General features: G+C 71.0%; 17 protein-coding genes. 10 read left to right on the top strand and 7 right to left on the bottom strand.

All coding sequences use genetic code 11. The features are described from left to right. Positions 1 to 61: 61 nt before the first annotated feature. Positions 62 to 400 (bottom strand): hypothetical protein, encoded by a 339-nt coding sequence (locus tag KUF83_RS07290; protein ID WP_217453764.1) that lies wholly within the window; start codon positions 398 to 400, stop codon positions 62 to 64. Next, positions 397 to 630, bottom strand: a complete 234-nt coding sequence (locus tag KUF83_RS07285) for a hypothetical protein (protein WP_217453742.1) — start codon at positions 628 to 630, stop codon at positions 397 to 399. Before KUF83_RS07285 ends, KUF83_RS07290 begins: the two co-directional genes overlap by 4 nt. A gap of 147 nt (positions 631 to 777) precedes the next feature. Between KUF83_RS07285 and KUF83_RS07280 the strand changes: the two genes are divergently transcribed. Next, positions 778 to 1,062 (top strand): winged helix-turn-helix domain-containing protein, encoded by a 285-nt coding sequence (locus KUF83_RS07280; protein ID WP_217453741.1) that lies wholly within the window; start codon positions 778 to 780, stop codon positions 1,060 to 1,062. 59 nt (positions 1,063 to 1,121) lie between these two features. Beyond that, entirely contained in the window at positions 1,122 to 1,994 is an 873-nt protein-coding gene (locus tag KUF83_RS07275) for an LLM class flavin-dependent oxidoreductase (RefSeq protein ID WP_217453740.1), read from the top strand. 120 nt (positions 1,995 to 2,114) lie between these two features. Here KUF83_RS07275 and KUF83_RS07270 read toward each other — a convergent pair whose 3' ends face one another. Then, a complete protein-coding gene (locus KUF83_RS07270) occupies positions 2,115 to 2,636 on the bottom strand; it encodes a DinB family protein (protein ID WP_254643498.1) in 522 nt (173 codons plus the stop codon). Positions 2,637 to 2,779: 143 nt separating this feature from the next. Between KUF83_RS07270 and KUF83_RS07265 the strand changes: the two genes are divergently transcribed. After that, positions 2,780 to 3,553 (top strand): class I SAM-dependent methyltransferase, encoded by a 774-nt coding sequence (locus tag KUF83_RS07265; protein ID WP_217453739.1) that lies wholly within the window; start codon positions 2,780 to 2,782, stop codon positions 3,551 to 3,553. Positions 3,554 to 3,662: 109 nt separating this feature from the next. Here the strand turns inward: KUF83_RS07265 and KUF83_RS07260 are convergent, their stop codons facing one another. Continuing rightward, positions 3,663 to 4,028, bottom strand: a complete 366-nt coding sequence (locus tag KUF83_RS07260) for a metalloregulator ArsR/SmtB family transcription factor (RefSeq protein WP_217453738.1) — start codon at positions 4,026 to 4,028, stop codon at positions 3,663 to 3,665. Between the two features lie 56 nt (positions 4,029 to 4,084). Here KUF83_RS07260 and KUF83_RS07255 point away from each other — a divergent pair, with 56 nt between their 5' ends. Then, positions 4,085 to 6,022, top strand: coding sequence for a heavy metal translocating P-type ATPase (locus KUF83_RS07255; protein WP_374106006.1), 1,938 nt, complete (start codon positions 4,085 to 4,087; stop codon positions 6,020 to 6,022). A gap of 38 nt (positions 6,023 to 6,060) precedes the next feature. Here KUF83_RS07255 and KUF83_RS07250 read toward each other — a convergent pair whose 3' ends face one another. Then, the gene (locus KUF83_RS07250; protein ID WP_217453737.1) at positions 6,061 to 7,212 is read right to left on the bottom strand and encodes a winged helix DNA-binding domain-containing protein; all 1,152 of its coding nucleotides are present in this window, start codon (positions 7,210 to 7,212) and stop codon (positions 6,061 to 6,063) included. A gap of 66 nt (positions 7,213 to 7,278) precedes the next feature. Between KUF83_RS07250 and KUF83_RS07245 the strand changes: the two genes are divergently transcribed. From KUF83_RS07245 to KUF83_RS07225, 5 genes are all read left to right on the top strand, one after another. Beyond that, the gene (locus tag KUF83_RS07245; RefSeq protein WP_217453736.1) at positions 7,279 to 7,662 is read left to right on the top strand and encodes a helix-turn-helix domain-containing protein; all 384 of its coding nucleotides are present in this window, start codon (positions 7,279 to 7,281) and stop codon (positions 7,660 to 7,662) included. A gap of 678 nt (positions 7,663 to 8,340) precedes the next feature. Continuing rightward, a complete protein-coding gene (locus tag KUF83_RS07240) occupies positions 8,341 to 9,114 on the top strand; it encodes an isoprenyl transferase (RefSeq protein WP_217453735.1) in 774 nt (257 codons plus the stop codon). A 322-nt stretch (positions 9,115 to 9,436) separates the two neighbouring features. After that, positions 9,437 to 10,762, top strand: coding sequence for a PhoH family protein (locus KUF83_RS07235; RefSeq protein ID WP_217453734.1), 1,326 nt, complete (start codon positions 9,437 to 9,439; stop codon positions 10,760 to 10,762). Between the two features lie 416 nt (positions 10,763 to 11,178). Then, entirely contained in the window at positions 11,179 to 11,895 is a 717-nt protein-coding gene (locus tag KUF83_RS07230) for a transglycosylase SLT domain-containing protein (RefSeq protein ID WP_217453733.1), read from the top strand. 135 nt (positions 11,896 to 12,030) lie between these two features. Then, positions 12,031 to 13,362 carry an AI-2E family transporter gene (locus KUF83_RS07225; protein ID WP_217453732.1) on the top strand — a complete coding sequence of 444 codons (1,332 nt, stop codon included), beginning with the start codon at positions 12,031 to 12,033 and terminating at the stop codon, positions 13,360 to 13,362. A gap of 132 nt (positions 13,363 to 13,494) precedes the next feature. Here the strand turns inward: KUF83_RS07225 and KUF83_RS07220 are convergent, their stop codons facing one another. Both KUF83_RS07220 and KUF83_RS07215 read right to left on the bottom strand, forming a co-directional pair. Continuing rightward, positions 13,495 to 14,028, bottom strand: a complete 534-nt coding sequence (locus tag KUF83_RS07220; RefSeq protein ID WP_217453731.1) for an alkyl hydroperoxide reductase — start codon at positions 14,026 to 14,028, stop codon at positions 13,495 to 13,497. Positions 14,029 to 14,031: 3 nt separating this feature from the next. Continuing rightward, a complete protein-coding gene (locus KUF83_RS07215) occupies positions 14,032 to 14,586 on the bottom strand; it encodes a peroxiredoxin (protein WP_217453730.1) in 555 nt (184 codons plus the stop codon). A 157-nt stretch (positions 14,587 to 14,743) separates the two neighbouring features. Here KUF83_RS07215 and KUF83_RS07210 point away from each other — a divergent pair. Further along, the coding region (locus KUF83_RS07210) for a hydrogen peroxide-inducible genes activator (protein WP_217453729.1) at positions 14,744 to 15,636 on the top strand (893 nt) is incomplete at its 3' end.

Here is a 15,636-nt window from a genome sequence, read left to right as displayed (position 1 = left end):
CTGGTGCCGCACCCCGGACGCCCGGTCGGCCCCCGGGGTGCGGCACCACGTCACGCGACGGCTACCGCGTCCGGCAGCGTGGGCATCCGCACGGCGGGAACGCCGACGTACGCGACACCGGCAGGGTGCCGCCGCGGACCAGGACCTCGATCCTGTCCCGCTCCTCGGCCACGTTGCCGTCCGCGCCGACCCGGTAGACGCGGAGCGTCAGGCGGGAGCGTCTGGAGGTGGGGCCGAGGAGTTCGTACGGGTCGGTGCGGGGCGGGTAGTGATCGGCGCAGTCCGAGCACGCGTAGACGTTGAAGCCGGGCCCCGTGGCGGCGTGCACCTCGTGCACCAGGACGGGCTCCTCCGTGGTGCGCTCGCAGCGGGCGCACATCCGTACCGGTGGGCGCGTCATCGGGATGCCACGCGTACGCCGTGGATACGGGCCGGGCCCACATCGATGCCGAGGGTCGCGAGGTAGGCGGCCCGGCGGCGCTCACGCTGGAGCCGGCCGTCCGCGAAGCGGGGCGGTGGGAGCGGGACGAACCGCAGCGGCGGCACTGCGCCCAGCCGGTGACGGCCCCGGGGGCGTGGGGTGCAGCAGCTCAGCACCCGGGCGAGGAGACGAAGGGTAAGGTCCAGCACGTTGGCGCTCCTAGTGCAGCGTCGACCATGCCCCGGGACGGTTGCCTCCGTCGCCGGGGTCTCTTGCGTCCCGACGGTACAAGCTTGGTGAAGCTATGTATAGCTCACTGACGGTTACTGAAGGTTGGGCGTGCTTACGGTGGCTCTATGAGTGACCAGAACAAGATTCCGGACTTTGACCCGCAAGGGCCGCAACTTGTGTACGTCGCCATCGCCGACCACATCGCCGCGCGTATCGCGGCGGGGGAGCTACGCCCGGGCGCTCGGCTGGCACCGGAGCGCGACCTCGCGACCGAGTACGGGGTCGCGTACCTGACGGTGCGACGCGCCGCCCAGGTACTCCGTGAGCGCGAACTCATCGTCACCGTGCACGGCAAGGGCACCTTCGTCGCAGATCCGCTGCCGACGCCGAAAGCCCCCGACTCGGCCTGATCACGCCCGCTCCGCGCAAACGAGTTGTCCCCCGCCCACCCTCCGGGTAGGAAGACCGCATGACTGCACTCGGTGCTGTATTCCGGCCTCAACTGCCCCCGGAGCGCCTACGAGCCGTGGCCCGCGCAGCGGACGACGCGGGGCTGGAGGAGCTCTGGCTCTGGGAGGACTGTTTCCTGGAGGGAGGCATCTCGACGGCGGCGGCGGCCCTCGCGTGGACGGAACGGCTGCGCGTCGGAGTCGGCCTGCTCCCCGTGCCGTTGCGCAACGTCGCCGTGACCGCCATGGAGACCGCCACCCTGGACCGGCTCTTCCCCGGCCGGGCCGTCCTGGCGGTGGGCCACGGCGTACAGGACTGGATGGGGCAGGTCGGCGCGCGGGCCGAGTCGCCCGTGACCCTGCTGCGCGAGTACCTCGTGGCGCTGCGCGCACTGCTGCGCGGCGAGCGCGTCACCACGGCCGGCCGGTACGTGAAACTCGACGACGTGGCTCTCGACTGGCCGCCTCCGGCGCCGGTGCGGATCCTCGCCGGAGCCACCGGACCGCGCTCGCTCAAGCTCTCCGGCGAGGCCGCGGACGGGACGGTCCTCACCGCGAACACCTCCCCGGAGGGGGTGCGCAAGGCCCGCCGACTCATCGACCAGGGGCGCGAGTCGGCGTCCCGCACCGAGGCGCACCAGGTGGTCGTCTACCTCCTCACCGCCACCGGCCCGGACGCCGTCGCCCGCCTGCGCGCAGAGCAGGAGACCGAAGGCGTGGCGTCGGTCCCGGATCTCGGAGTCGCCGGGGACGCCGACACTGTCGCCAAGGCCGTACAGCGCCTCGCGGACGCCGGCGCCGACACCGTGATCCTCCAGCCCACCGCCGACGAACCGGACCCCGAGGGCTTCGTCCGCTTCGCGGCCGAGAAGGTACGCCCTCTCGTCCCCTGAGCCCCGTGCCACTCATGGGCCCGTGGCCCGGCAGCCGACAGCGCTCGCGTCGGCTGCTGGTGCCCAGCGCCCAGTGTCCGGTGCCCTGCGCCGGACCGGCCGCACTCGACGACGCCCGGTCTAGGAACCGCCCGACGGCGGGCGGTACGCCCCGGTCCCCCCGTCGATCAGCTCCCGCACGATGTCCATGTGACCCGCGTGCCGCACCGTGTCCTCGATCACGTGGATGAGGACCCACCGCAGCGACACCTCGTGGTCGCGCCACGGGGCCTTGCCCAGCGCGTCCAGCGGCAGCTCGGTGATCACACGGTCGGCCGCCGCCCGGGCCCGGCCGTAGAAGTCGACGATCTGCGCCGTCGTCTCGCCGGGGCCGACCGACATGTCCTCGTCCGTGTACGGGTCGAACCACAGCGGCTCCACCTCGCGGCCGAACGTCGTACAGAACCAGCCGTACTCGACCGACCCGAGGTGCTTCACCAGCCCCAGCAGATTCGTGCCGGACGGGGTCATGGGCCGGCGCAACTGCTCGTCGTCCAGCCCTTCCAGCTTCCAGAGAACCGCGTCCCGATGGCGGTCCAGGCTCGCGTGCAGACTTTCCTTCTCGCCGCCGGCGTACGGCATTCCATCCCCAGGAGTGGTCATCCCGCGAACCTAACAGCCCTCACCGACACCGTCCGCAGGGCGCCGTGAAGGGAGCCGCAGGGGATCCGGCAGGGCGCGGGGCAGGGGAGGCGGCCCGGGAAATCGGGTCGCCCTGCCCGGGCCCCGCCTGCCACCATCGCCCCATGAGCCCGTCCACCCGCACCTTCCAGGAACTCGTCGCCGAGGCCGAGGCCGCGCCCACGGAAGGGTGGGACTTCTCGTGGTTCGAGGGCCGGGCCACCGAGGAGCGCCCGTCCTGGGGGTATGCGCGGGCCATGGCGGAGCGCCTGGCCGAGGCCGGGGCCGCGCTGGACATCCAGACCGGCGGTGGTGAAGTCCTGGCATCCGCACGGGAGTTGCCGAGGCTCACCGTCGCCACCGAGGGCTGGCCGCCGAACGTCGCCAAGGCCACCGCCCTGCTCCACCCCCGGGGCGCGGTCGTCGTCGCCTCCGCCGAGGACGCCCCGCTGCCGTTCGGAGACGCGGCCTTCGACCTCGTCGTGAGCAGGCATCCGGTGACGGCGCACTGGACGGAGATCGCCCGCGTCCTGAGGCCGGGTGGCACGTACTTCGCCCAGCACGTGGGTCCCGCCAGCGCCTACGAGGTGGTCGAGTACTTCCTCGGTCCGCAGCCCGAGGCGCAGCGCGGCGCCCGCCACCCGGACCGCGAGCGGGCCGGTGCCGAGGCGGCCGGCCTCGACGTCGTCGACCTGCGCGCGGAACGGCTGCGGATGGAGTTCCACGACATCGGGGCCGTCGTGCACTTCCTGCGGAAGGTGGTGTGGATGGTGCCCGACTTCACCGTCGACCGGTACCGCCCCCAACTGCTGAGCCTGCACGAGCGGATCGCGGCCGAGGGCCCGTTCGTGGCCCACAGTTCCCGCCACCTCTTCGAGGCCCGCCGCCCGGACGCGTAACCCGTACGTCGCGTCCCGCAGCCCCGCCGCGCGGCCCCTGCGCCTCGTCCCGCAGCCGGGTTAAAACCCCTCGTCCCGCAGCCGGGTTACCCCTCGCCCCGCAGCCGGGTCACGCCTCGTCCCGCAAGGTCTCGTCCCGCAACCCCAGCCGCAGGTGCTCCACATGGTGCAGCGCCTGCTCCAGCAGCTCGGCCACATGGTGGTCGTACAGCGCGTAGACGATCGACCGACCGCGCCGCTCGCCCGTGACGAGCCCCAGATTCCGCAGCAGCCGCAGCTGGTGCGAGCACGCCGACTGCTCCAGGTCCGCCGCCTCGGCGAGCTCGCCGACCGCGCACGGGCCCTCCCGCAGGCGCGCCAGGATGCGCAGCCGGGAGGGCGTGGCCAGAGCCTGGAGCGTCGCGGCGACGTCCGCGGCGCCGACGGCGTCCAGACGGTCGCGGGTGCTGCTCTTCGCATCGACTCCATGGCCCATGCCGTCATCGTAGCGAGACGACCCCGCCACGCATCGGAACGAATGAAGACCTATTCATGTGTTCCTGTATGGTGGCGCGCATGTCCGCCCCGACATCCACCCCCACAGCCCTGTCCGCTCCCGCTCCCGTGCGCGTGCGGCCCGTCCGCACGCGTCTGCTCGCCCTTCCCGAAGCCCGCTGGGCCGCCGCCGCCACGGCCGCCTTCCTGCTCGCGCTGCCGCTCCAACTGCTCGGCGCGTCCGCCTGGTTGTGGGGCCCCCTGTACGCCGCCGCCTACCTGGCCGGCGGCTGGGAGCCCGCCCTCGAAGGGCTCAGGGCGCTGCGCGCGAAGACCCTCGACGTCGACCTGCTGATGATCGTCGCGGCGCTCGGCGCAGCCTCGATCGGCCAGGTCATGGACGGTGCGCTGCTCATCGTCATCTTCGCCACCTCGGGCGCGGTGGAGGCCCTGGCCACCGCCCGCACCGAGGACAGCGTCCGCGGCCTCCTCGGTCTGGCACCCCCGGCGGCCACCCGTCTGCACCCCGACACCGGCGTGGAGGAAACGGTCGAGGCCGCCCGGCTCGCCGTCGGGGACGTCGTGCTGGTGCGCCCGGGGGAGCGCGTCGGCGCCGACGGCCGCGTCCTCGACGGCGCGAGCGACATCGACCAGGCGACCATCACCGGCGAACCCCTCCCCGTACCGAAGGAACCCGGCGACGAGGTCTTCGCCGGCACGCTCAACGGGACCGGCGCCCTGCGCGTCCGTGTCGAGCGCGACCCGTCCGACACGGTCATCGCCCGCGTCGTCGCCCTCGTCGAGGAGGCGTCCCGCACGAAGGCCCCGACGCAGCTCTTCGTCGAGAGGATCGAACACCGCTACGCGCTCGGCATGGTGGCCGCGACCGTCCTCGTCTTCGTCGTCCCGCTCGCCTTCGGCGCCGAACTCACCGGGGCGCTGCTGCGGGCCATGACCTTCATGATCGTCGCCTCCCCGTGCGCGGTGGTCCTGGCGACGATGCCGCCGCTCCTGTCGGCCATCGCCAACGCGGGCCGCCACGGCGTGCTCATCAAGTCGGCCGTCGTCATGGAGGGCCTCGGCCGGACGGACCGGATCGCCTACGACAAGACCGGCACGCTCACCGAGGGCACCCCCCACCTCACCGAGGCCGTACCGGAACCCGGCTTCTCCGCCGACGAGTTGCTCTCGCTCGCCGCTTCCGCCGAGCACCGCAGCGAGCACCCCGTCGCCCGCGCGATCGTGGCGGCCGCCCGGGACCTGCCGCGCGAGGAGGCGTACGACTTCCGGTCCGCGCCGGGACGCGGAGTGAGCGCGACCGTGGGCGGGCGGAAGGTGGAGGTCGGCTCCCCCGAACAGCTCGGCGAGGGGGAGGCGGTCCCGGGCACCGACGGCACCGCGGTCGTCGTGCGCGTGGACGGCGAGCGGGCCGGCTGGCTGCTCCTCGCCGACCGGATCCGGCCGGGCGCCCCCGAGGCCGTCGCCGCCCTGAGCCGCCTCACCGCCGCGCCGTCCGTCCTCCTCACCGGCGACAACCGCCGCGCCGCCCACGCGGTGGCCGGGCGGACCGGCGTCCCCTCCGACGGCGTACGCGCAGGCCTGCTCCCACACGAGAAGGCCGAGGCCGTACGGGACCTGGGCGGGCAGGTGCTCTTCGTCGGCGACGGGGTGAACGACGCGCCCGCCCTGGCCGCCGCCCACACCGGTGTCGCGATGGGCCGGGCGGGCTCGGACCTGGCCCTGGAGACCGCGGACGCCGTACTCGTCCACGACGACCTCACGGCGATCCCGAAGGCGGTCGCCCTCTCCCGTCGCGCCCGGCGTCTCGTCGTCCAGAACCTGTGCCTCGCCGGGGTGTTCATCACCGTCCTCGTCATCTGGGACCTGGCCGGCCATCTCCCGCTGCCCCTCGGCGTCGCGGGCCACGAGGGCTCCACGATCCTGGTCGGCCTCAACGGCCTGCGTCTGCTGAGGGAGAGCGCCTGGCGCGAATGAGGCCCCGGCGACGGCATCGGGGCCGCGCCCCGGCGAGGTCAGGCGTGCGGCCCCGTCGTCACCTTCCCCACCACCAGCTCCGGCAGCGCCTCCAGGACCTCGCCCACCCGCTCGACCTGCTCGCCCAGCTCCTTCTCCTGCGCGCCGGTCAGCGACCCGAGCAGCTCCACGGTCACCGTCGTCCGCTTGCCCCGGCGCCGCTGGTGCCAGACACCCGCGACGACCCCGTCGACGAGCAGCACCGGATAGTTCCCCGCCTGCCCGCCCGCCAGGGCGCGCCCGTAGGCGGCGCCGGGAAACATCCGCTCCCTCGGCTGGGCGGCGATGGCGTACGCGTCGAAGTAGGGCAGAAGCCGCACCCCCCGTACGGCCTCGTCCGGGAAGTCGGTGTCGCCCGCCACCACCCAGGCGGGCACCCCTTCGAAGTCGACCTCCTCGATGTCGCCCGAGGAGGCCAGCGAGGCGAACAGGCCTCCGGCCCAACCCCGGGGCGCCGCGGCCCACTTGGCGAAGTGCTGCGGCGTCGCGGGCCCGTACGCGCGCAGGTAGTGGTGTACGAGCTCGGCGAGGGCCCGGTCGGCGGGGAGCGGGTCGAAGCGCGGCGGGCGGGTGTAGGCGGCCTTGCGGCCCCGGTCGGGGGCGAAGCACAGCGCGCCGGACTGGCCCGCGCGGTGCATCACCTGGCGCCAGCGCGGCCACTTGCCCTGGAAGGCCTCCATCACGAGGTCGCCGGCCCAGGGGCCGGTGCGGGCCACGACCTCCTCGCTCAGCTCGTCGATGGTCAGCTCGCACCCGTCCAGCGCGTCACCGATCGCGGCGACGACCTGCTCCTCCTGCTCGGGCGTCATCCGCACGTCGGCCGGCGCCGGCCCGGGACCGGAGGGGACGGCGGTCAGCGCGGCGCTCCAGAAGGGGAGTTCGGCGGCGGCCAGAAGATGGACCGTGCCCCGCGGGCCGTACGTCTTCACCAGGCTCCGGTCGTCCCACAGCGCCGACCGCACGTCCTGCCGGGTCGAACCGTCGAGCCGCAGCGCCACGGAGAGCTCGGCCGCCGACAGGACCTGCGCGTGGGTGGCCAGCAGGGTGGACACGACCTCGGCCACGGATGTGCCGGACTGCGCCGGTGTGCGCAGCAGTTGTCGCCCGTAGCGCCGCGCGCTCGCCTCGTCCCATGTGATCCTCGATGTCATGGCGGCGACGGTAGACCCGAAATAGGTCAGATCCTGTCCGCTGCCCGGTCTCGGGAGGAGATGACCATGTCGAAGGGCAAGGGCCCCTACAGCTGCGGTCTGGACGCGGCCGTGGACGTCGTGGGCGGCAAGTGGAAGCCGATGATCCTCTGGGCGCTGCACGATGGCGGGATCCAGCGCTTCGGGGAACTGCGCCGGAACGTCGCGGGGGTCAGCGAGAAGGTGCTCAGCCAGCAGCTGCGCGAACTGGAGGCGGACGGCGTGGTGCACCGCGAGGTGTACGGGGAGGTGCCGCCGCGCGTCGAGTACTCGCTCACCGAGCTGGGCAAGGCGCTGAACACCGCTCTCCTGCCACTGGGCGAATGGGGCGATCGGCACATGAGGGAAATTATCTCCCGTAAACACCCAGGTCTGAGCAAAGAGTCATCGGTGGTCGCTCAGGCGGGCTGACGGGATCTCCAAAAATCCCGGGAATGCGCACAGGGTGTCCACATCGTTATCCCGATTGGCTCATTCGCCCCTCTCGGGTCGCGTAAGTTCAGACCAAGGCAATTCGCGTCAGCAAAGCTGCGCGGGGTGGTACCGCGCGGCGGAGGGGGCCGCGCGGTGCCTGCCGTCATCCCGCCCGGCGAGGCCGGAGCGGGTGTCGGTGGGGGGGCCCGGCCGCGTCACCCTTGGGGCGTACGTCCGAGGCGGATGGCCCAATGCCCCCTATTCGTGCGTGAACCCCCTGGTTCTCTCCGAATTCTCCTCCATCACCTTGGAATCCGCTGTGATTCGGCCATGATCCGCCCTTGAATGAACGCTTCCGCACTCACCCGGGCGTCGCTGGGCGACTCCGGAGAGTAGTTGTGGCACGCCGATGCACGCAGCATCACTTACGAAGGGTTATGGTGGAAACCCCCCCTCGGGCCGGTCCGTCTCCCCCCCACGGACCGGCCCGTTTTTTTGTGCGCCGCCACGCGCTCGGCGTACGCCCCGCGGGTGCCGCACTCCCGCGCCGGCCGCCTCCGCCCCCGTGCCGCCGGAGGGTCGGGAGGCCTTGTACCCCTAGGGAGAGAAGCGCTCCGGCGGGGGTAGGGTGTCGCCCTCGGGGACTGCCATCTGCACGGAGGGGCTGACGAAAACGTGAACCTGCGCGACAACCTGCGCCGCTTGCTGGTCAGGTTCTATGCACGCAGGGTGGAAGGCCACCTTGACCACGACCAGGTGCCCAAGCACATCGGGGTCATCATGGACGGCAACCGGCGCTGGGCGAAGGCGGCGGGGAGCACCGCCGCCCAGGGGCACCGGGCCGGAGCGGACAAGATCGAGGAGTTCCTCGGCTGGTGCTCCGAGACCGACGTGAAGGTCGTCACCCTCTGGCTGCTGTCGACGGACAACTTCGACCGCCCCGAGGAAGAGCTCGTACCGCTGCTCGGCATCATCGAGAACGTCGTGAGTTCCCTCGCCGCCGACGGCCGTTGGCGCGTGCACCACGTGGGCACGCCGGACATCCTGCCGTCGCGGATGCAGACGGTCCTCAAGGAGGCCGAGGAGTCCACCGCGCACGTCGACGGAATACTCGTCAACGTCGCCATCGGCTACGGCGGCCGCCAGGAGATCGCCGACGCCGTGCGCTCGATGCTCCTCGACCACGCCGACAAGGGCACCTCGATGGAGCAGCTCGCGGACGAGGTCGACGTCGACATGATCGGCAAGCACCTCTACACCAGCGCCCAGCCCGACCCCGACCTCGTGATCCGTACGAGTGGCGAGCAGCGGCTGTCCGGATTCATGCTCTGGCAGACGGCCCACTCCGAGTACTACTTCTGTGAAGTCTTCTGGCCGGCCTTCCGAAAGGTCGACTTCCTGCGCGCGATGCGTGACTACGCCGCACGCCACCGCCGTTACGGAGGCTGAGATTCCGGGCGCGCTCGCGCCCACGGGGGCGCCACCAGGTACGTACGTCATCTGGAGTTAACGCACGCGCCGTCCTGCGCTCTGGCATGGCATCGCGTGTTCGAGGGCATAAGCCTTGCAGGTCGACACCCGAATCACGGGTGTCGGATCTCAGCGGACGGCACGGGGCCGTCCGCCCGGGAGGCCCTTTGCACCAGCCCGACCGTGCGGTCAGTACGGACGAAGCGGAGAGGGCCGGTTTTCGGCCCGTGCATCGCGGCCGCAGACCGGTCCAGCTCTCCTCCGTCGCTCCCCGACCTCATCCGAGGGGGTACGTCCTTCCGTGGTGACAAGCACAAAGCGCCGTATGCCAGACCGGCGCACCTATGTTCTCGACACCAGCGTCCTGCTGGCCGACCCGCACGCCATGAACCGCTTCGACGAGCACGAAGTCGTGCTGCCGATCGTCGTGGTCACGGAATTGGAGGCCAAGCGGCACCATCCCGAACTCGGCTACTTCGCCCGGCAGGCCCTGCGTCTGCTCGACGAGTTCCGGGTGAAGTACGGCCGCCTCGATGCCCCCATCCCCACCGGGGAGCTGGGCGGGACGATCCGTGTCGAGCTCAATCACTCGGACCCCAGCGTGCTGCCCAGCGGCTACCGCCTGGGGGACAACGACTCCCGCATCCTCGCGGTCGCCCGCAATCTGCAGGCGGAGGGCTTCGACGTCACGGTGGTGTCGAAGGACCTGCCGCTGAGGATCAAGGCCTCGTCGGTCGGGCTCCTCGCCGAGGAGTACCGCGCGGAGCTCGCCATCACGGGCTCCTCCGGCTGGACCGGAATGTCCGAACTGACGCTCTCCGGCGAGCAGGTCGACCTCCTCTTCGACCAGGAGAGCCTGTACGTCCCCGAGGCGTCGGACTTCCCGGTCCACACGGGTCTGATGATCCAGTCCGAGCGCGGCAAGGCCCTGGGGCGCGTGACGGCCGAGGGCAACGTCCGGCTCGTCCGGGGTGATCGGGAGGCCTTCGGCATCAAGGGCCGCAGCGCCGAGCAGCGCATCGCGCTGGATCTGCTGCTCGACCCGGACGTCGGGATCGTGTCCATGGGCGGCCGGGCCGGCACCGGCAAGTCGGCGCTCGCGCTGTGCGCGGGCCTGGAAGCCGTGCTCGAACGGCGCCAGCACCAGAAGGTGATGGTCTTCCGCCCGCTGTACGCGGTCGGCGGGCAGGAGCTCGGCTATCTGCCCGGTTCCGAGTCCGAGAAGATGGGCCCCTGGGCGCAGGCGGTCTTCGACACGCTCTCCGCGGTCGCCAGCCGCGAGGTCATCGAGGAGGTCACCGCCCGCGGCATGCTGGAGGTCCTGCCGCTCACCCACATCCGCGGCCGCTCCCTCCACGACGCGTTCGTGATCGTGGACGAGGCCCAATCCCTGGAACGGAACGTTCTGTTGACCGTTCTGTCCCGAATCGGCTCGAATTCACGGGTGATCCTCACCCATGATGTGGCCCAGCGGGACAACCTCAGGGTCGGGCGGTACGACGGTGTCGTCGCCGTGGTGGAGAAGCTGAAGGGCCATCCGCTCTTCGCGCACGTCACACTCACCAGGTCCGAGCGGTCCCAGATTGCGGCCCTTGTGACCGAAATGCTGGAGGACGGACACATCTGATCCTTCCTGCCCCACCCGTCCCGTCTATCCAAAGGGTGGTGGCTACACGGTAGTTGGCGCCGTCCGGCAAAGGCGAAGAGCCTAGCCGGGCGGCGTCTTGGCGCGTGCTCGTTTCCGAAAAACTCCTGGGGCAAACGAGGTGTGAGCTTTCACACCCGGTTCGGAATTGCCTCCCGGCGCCGGGTTACGGCAGAGTCTCATTCCTGTCAGGCCCCGCATACGACACATCTGTACCCCCAGCGGTACAGCACAGCACAACCACCAGAACTCCATACCGCCGTCGTATGCCGCCCGAGCACCACGCGGCGCTCCCTTCAGGGGAGTTGCCCACCGGGCCCGTGCCTCCCGTGACCCCGCAGTTGGGAGGCCAGTGCCGGGGGCACGATTGCGTCCGCGAGGGTCACCTGTAGCGGTCGATGCTGGAAGGAAACCGAGTGAGCCGGATTTCGGTCCGGGGGCTCGCAGTGGCCTCGGCCACCGCAGTCACCGCTGTCGGCGCTGTCACCGGTGTTGCCTCGGGCAACACCGCGTCCTCGAGCGACGACGCCGAGGCAACGGCGAGCGGCGCGACGCTCCTCGCGGACATACCCGCGGGCGCGCAGGCGCAGGTGCAGACCGCCTCCCTGACGCAACAGGCCGACTCCCAGGCCATCGCGGCCGACGCGACAGCCAAGAAGGACGCCGAGGCAGCCGCGCGCAAGCAGGCGGCCAAGGACGCTGTCGCCAAGCAGAAGGCCGCGGAGAAGGCCGAGCAGGAAGCCAAGGAACGCAAGGAAGCCCTCAAGGTTGCCAGCCGTTCCGCCACGCGTGACGCGTCCAGCTTCCCCACGCAGTCCTCGTACACCGTCGCCGAGATCCAGGCGATGGCGCGCCAGATCGTCCCGGCGGACCAGTTCCAGTGCTTCAGCACCATCATCGACCACGAGTCCGACTGGAACTACCGGGCGGACAACCCGACCTCCGACGCCTACGGTCTGATGCAGGCGCTGCCGGGTTCGAAGATGTCCTCCGCGGGAGCCGACTGGGCGACCAACCCGGCCACCCAGATCAAGTGGGGCCTCGGCTACATGAACGACCGCTACGGCAGCCCGTGCGAGGCCTGGAGCTTCTGGCAGGCCAACAACTACTACTGAGCCCAGGTCGAGCCCACGTCGGCTCAACCCCGCGAAGCCCTTCGCCGTCCTACGGTGAGGGGCTTTCGCCATGTACGGTCGATGCCGACGACTCCGGGGGGAGTAGTGGGGCGCAACGGGGGCAAAGGACGGATCATGTCGCGAGTGCCAGGGTGGTTCGGCCGGATCGGTGCCGGACTCACCGAAGTGGGAGAGCGGTTGGATGCGCGACGCGCGGCCGCCGAAGAGGAGGAGGACGGGGCCGGAAAGGGCGAAGCGCACAGCGCGGACGACCCGCCCCTGCCGCAGGCCGCTCCCGTGGTCCATGCCCCCCGCCCCGATCCCGCCGCCGCCGTCCCGTGGGGCGTGCGGGTCGCCGCCGAGGCCGGCTGGCGGCTGCTCGTACTCGCGGGCACCCTCTGGGTGTTGATGCGCGTCATCAGCGCCGTGCAGCTCGTCGTCCTCGCCTTCGTCGCCGCGCTGCTCATCACCGCGCTGCTCCAGCCCACGGTCGCCCGGCTGCGCAGGTACGGGGTGCCGCACGGGCTCGCCACCGCACTGACCGCCATCCTCGGCTTCGTGATCCTGGGCCTGGTCGGGTGGTTCGTGGTCTGGCAGGTCATGGAGAACATCGACAACCTCTCCAGTCAGATCCAGGACGGCATCGACGAACTCCAGCGGTGGCTGCTGGACAGTCCGTTCCATGTCACCGAGGACCAGATCAAGGACATCGCCAAGAGCCTGCGCGAGGCGGTCGGGGCGAACACGGACGAGATCACGTCGGCGGGGCTCGAAGGCGTCACCGTCATCGTCGAGGCGCTCGCCGGCATCCTCCTCACGATGTTCTCCACGCTCTTCCTTCTCTACGACGGCAAGCGCATCTGGGAGTGGTCGCTCAAGCTGGTCCCGGCGGCGGCCCGCCCGGGAGTGGCGGGAGCGGGGCCCCGCGCCTGGCGCACCCTCACCGCCTACATCCGCGGCACGGTGGTGGTCGCTCTGATCGACGCCATCTTCATCGGCCTCGGCATCTTCTTCCTCGACGTCCCGATGGCCGTACCGCTCGCCGTCTTCATCTTCCTGTTCGCCTTCATCCCGCTGGTCGGTGCCGTGGTCTCCGGTGCGCTCGCGGTGGTGGTCGCGCTCGTGACGCAGGGCGTCTTCACGGCGCTCATGACCCTGCTGGTGGTCCTGGCCGTCCAGCAGATCGAGGGGCACATCCTCCAGCCGTTCATCCTCGGCCGGGCCGTGCGGGTGCATCCGCTCGCGGTCGTCCTCTCCGTCGCGGCGGGTGGGGTGGTCGCGGGGATCGGGGGCGCGGTGGTGGCCGTGCCACTGGTCGCGGTCACCAACACGGTGGTCGGCTACCTGCGTTCGCACTCCCGCGAGGCGGCGCTCCGGCACTCGCCGGCTCCGCACGGCGCGACGGCGACGTCGGAGGCCCCCGTGACCCCGCCGGCGGATCCACCGGCCCCGCCGCCGGTGGCGTAGAGGCCCGTCTCCGCCCCCGCCGCCCGTACCCTTCCCGTCCCTTCCGGGGGCGGAGACCCCGAAAAGAAGGCCCCGCCCACCTGTACCCGAAGGTCAGGTGAGCGGGGCTTCACAGGCTGAGCGAGCCGCAGGCTACTCCGCGAGGACCGCCTCCGCGTCCAGCGTCACCCCGACGGCCTGCACGACCGACGCGATCTTGAACGCCTCCTGGATCGTCTCCCGGCCGACCCCGGCCTTGCGCAGCACCTGCTCGTGGGAGTCGAGGCACTGCCCGCACCCGTTGATCGCGGAGACGGCGAGCGACCACAGCTCGAAGTCGACCTTCTCCACGCCCGGGTTCCCGATGACGTTCATCCGCAGACCGGCCCGCAGCGTCCCGTACTCCGGGTCGGAGAGCAGGTGCCGCGTGCGGTAGAAGACGTTGTTCATCGCCATGACCGCGGCGGCGGACTTCGCCGCCGTGTAGGCCTCCGGCGTGAGCTTCGCGTTGGCCTCCTCCTCCAGCTCCCGCAGGACGCGGGGCGAGCGCGAGGCGATGGCGCAGGCGAGCACCGTGCCCCACAGCTGCTGCTGCGGGAGCTCGGAGTTGCCGATCACCGAACCGAGGTTCAGGCGAAGGTCCTTGGCGTAGTCCGGAATCGCGGCCTTCAGCGCGTCGAGCGACATGGGTCACTCACCTGCCAGCAGCTTGACCGGGTCGAGGGTGTCCTCGCCCTGGGTCCAGTTGCAGGGGCACAGCTCGTCGGTCTGCAGCGCGTCCAGCACCCGCAGGACCTCCTTGGGGTTACGGCCGACGGAACCGGCGGTCACCATGGAGAACTGGATCTCGTTGTTCTGGTCGACGATGAAGACGGCACGCTTGGCGAAGCCGTCCTCGCCCTCGATGCCGAGGTCACGCATGAGCTCGTGCCGCGAGTCGGCGAGCATCGGGAACGGCAGGTCGCGCAGGTCGTCGTGGTCCTTGCGCCAGGCGTGGTGCACGAACTCGGAGTCGCCGGAGAAGCCGAGGACCTGCGCGTCACGGTCGGCGAACTCGTCGTTCAGCTTCCCGAAGGCGGCGATCTCGGTCGGGCACACGAAGGTGAAGTCCTTGGGCCACGCGAAGACGATCTTCCACTGACCCTCGTACGTCTTGTGGTTGATCTGCTCGAACTCCTTGCCCTTCTCCAGCGAGACACAGGCAGTCAGATCGAACTCGGGGAACTTGTCACCGACAGTGAGCACACGCACTCCTTGCAGCAAAGAAAACCCCCTTTTGAGGGGTTTTCCCATGGGTTGGACGTCCTTGATCGTGGCACAGAGTGCATTGATTACGGAAATAGCTACACTCGGTCGTGTTGATCGGAAGTAGCTATCAATGCCCTGAGCAGGAGGACCACCGGTGGCCCCCACCAGGAAGAGACAGCCCAGCCTCTCGCAACTGCGCGCCTTCGCGGCGGTGGCCGAGCACCTGCACTTCAGGGACGCGGCGGCGGCCATGGGCATGAGCCAGCCCGCGCTGTCCGGCGCGGTCTCGGCGCTGGAGGAGACCCTCGGGGTGACGCTGCTGGAGCGCACGACCCGCAAGGTACTCCTGTCACCGGCCGGCGAGCGGCTGGCCGTCCGGGCGAAGGCCGTGCTCGACGAGGTGGGCGCCCTGATGGACGAGGCCGAGGCGGTTCGGGCGCCCTTCACCGGGGTGCTGCGCCTCGGGGTGATCCCGACGGTGGCGCCCTATCTGCTGCCGACCGTCCTGAGGCTCGTCCACGACCGCTATCCGGCCCTCGACCTCCAGGTCCACGAGGAACAGACGGCGAGCCTGCTGGAGGGGCTCACCACGGGCCGGCTCGACCTGCTGCTGCTCGCCGTCCCCCTCGGCGTGCCCGGAGTCGTCGAACTGCCGCTGTTCGACGAGGACTTCGTCCTGGTCACACCGCTGGACCACCGGCTGGGCGGGCGGGAGGGGATCCCGCGCGAGGCGCTGCGCGAGCTCAACCTGCTGCTGCTCGACGAAGGACACTGCCTGCGCGACCAGGCCCTCGACATCTGCCGGGAGGCGGGCCGCGCGGACGCCCCGGTCACCACGACCGCCGCCGGGCTCTCCACCCTCGTACAACTGGTCGCGGGCGGACTCGGGGTGACACTGCTGCCGCGTACGGCGGTCACGGTCGAGTCGGCCCGCAGCAACCAGCTGCTCACCGGCTACTTCGCGGAGCCGGCCCCGACCAGGAGAATCGCCCTCGCCATGCGGACGGGGGCGGCGCGCGGCGCGGAGTACGGGGAGCTGGCCGCGGC

The sequence above is a fragment of the Streptomyces sp. BV286 genome, from assembly GCF_019090165.1.
Lineage (GTDB): Bacteria > Actinomycetota > Actinomycetes > Streptomycetales > Streptomycetaceae > Streptomyces.
Note: the sequence above shows the minus strand (reverse complement) of the source record. Positions and strands in the feature narration are given on the sequence as shown.